Origin of the sequence: Chitinimonas sp. (assembly GCF_041904975.1) — a bacterium.
GTDB lineage: Bacteria > Pseudomonadota > Gammaproteobacteria > Burkholderiales > Chitinimonadaceae > Chitinimonas.
On sequence record NZ_JAYRLZ010000048.1, the window covers coordinates 9,052 to 10,898 of the forward strand.

The following is a 1,847-nucleotide window of genomic DNA, read 5'->3' on the forward strand; positions in this document are numbered from 1 at the left end:
ACTACGGTGAGTGTGTGGTAGTCAGCCAAGGGCGACAGCGCGCTATCGCAGCGGGCGAGCAGGCGGCGCAGGGTTGCGGCCAGATCGGCATGGCGCGCTTCCACCAGGTGCTGTGCCAGCTTGCCATGGCGATAGGCCAGCCATGACAAGGCCGAGCCGCTATTGAGCAGGCAGGCATGGTGGTGGCGGCGGAACGACAGCTGGCCATAATGGCGCGCTGCACTGAGCGGTACTGCCCGTTCCAGCTGCAGGCCATATTGATCGAGCCTGCCTTGCAGGCTGTCGAGCAGCGCATGCGGCAAGGCATAGGCCAGTGCCGGTGCGTCGGCACCCTGCCAGGCAGCCTGTACCGCCCAGCCGTCGCGCACCGGCAGGCCGGCCAGGGCGAAGCTTTCCAGGGCGAACTGATTGAGTTCCTGTTGATCGGTAAACGACGCTGTCCAAGGCAGCAGACGATATTGGGCCACGCTATCGGGCAGCAACAGGCGCACCCGGCCAGCCGGCGGCAGTGTTGCCGGCGCCTGGCTTAGGGTAAAAGTCAAGGCGTCGGCCAGTCCGTGGCGGGCCGATGGCTGCAGCGGAATGCACTGCCATTGCTGTTGCACCCGGCCAAACCGGGCCAGCTGCGCGTCGCATTGCGCCAGCAAGGCAATGCGCAGCGTGGGACGTAACAGCCGGGGTAACCAGCGCTCAGGCAATGAATGTGACACGGTTCACCTCCTCCAGCGTGGTATGGCCCGCCTTGACCAAGTCGAGCGCCACATCGCGCAGAAAGCGGGTGCCCTCCAACCGTGCCTGTTCCTTCAAGGCGCGGATAGTGGCGCGGCCGATGATCATTTCCCGTACATCGTCCGACAGCTTGAGCACCTCGGCAACAGCGCGGCGGCCCTTGAATCCGGTGCCACGACAATGGCTGCAGCCCTTGCCGGCCATAAAGCGATAGTCGCGGATGTCGGTAAGGTTGGAGAAGGCCAGTAATTCTTCGCTCGGCGTGTAGGGCGCCGCGCAATGTGGGCAGTTCTGCCGCACCAGCCGCTGCGCTACCACACCGGTCAGCGAGGACACGAAGCTATAGGGGTCGACCCCCATATGCATAAAGCGGCCGATCACATCGAAGGTGTTGTTGGCGTGGACCGAGGTAAATACCAGGTGACCGGTCAGCGCCGATTGCACGGCAATCTGCGCCGTTTCCGGATCGCGAATTTCGCCAACCAGGATCTTGTCGGGGTCGTGGCGCAGGATGGAGCGCAGGCCGACGGCGAAAGTCAGGCCCTTTTTCTCATTTACCGGAATCTGCAGCACGCCATTGAGCTGGTATTCCACCGGGTCTTCAATGGTGATCAGCTTGTCTTTACCGGTATTGATCTCGGTCAGCGCGGCATACAAGGTGGTGGTTTTACCACTACCCGTTGGCCCGGTTACCAGCAACATGCCATAAGGCTCGGCGGCCAGCCGGCGCAGCAGGGCGACGGTATGGGCATCGAAACCCAGGGTGTCGAGGGTCAGGCGTTGCAGTTGGTCGATCAAGGCCTGCTTGTCGAGAATCCGCAGCACCGCATCTTCGCCATGGATGCTGGGCATGATCGAGACGCGGATATCGATATCGCGGCCCTGCACGCTGATGCGAAAACGGCCATCTTGCGGAATGCGGCGTTCGGCGATATCCAGGTCGGCCAGCACTTTCACCCGTGAAATCACCTGCTCGGCAAGACTCGGGTTGGCCAGCGTGGCGACTTCGATCAAGACCCCGTCCACCCGGAACTTCACCACCAGGCCGGCCGGCGTGGTTTCGAGGTGGATATCGCTGGCTTCATAGCGCAGGCCATCGAACAGGGTCGAGTTGACCA

Annotated in this window: 2 protein-coding genes; both read right to left on the bottom strand. The window is 62.6% G+C overall.

Features of this window, described 5'->3' with window-relative positions; all coding sequences use genetic code 11:
- Window positions 1-710, bottom strand: a 710-nt coding sequence (locus ACE3OH_RS06950; RefSeq protein WP_374349988.1) for a hypothetical protein, incomplete at its 3' end; no start/stop codon positions are given.
- Window positions 691-1,847 (bottom strand): GspE/PulE family protein (locus ACE3OH_RS06955; RefSeq protein ID WP_374349991.1); only part of this gene is annotated, 1,157 nt, incomplete at its 5' end. The genes ACE3OH_RS06950 and ACE3OH_RS06955, both read right to left, overlap by 20 nt.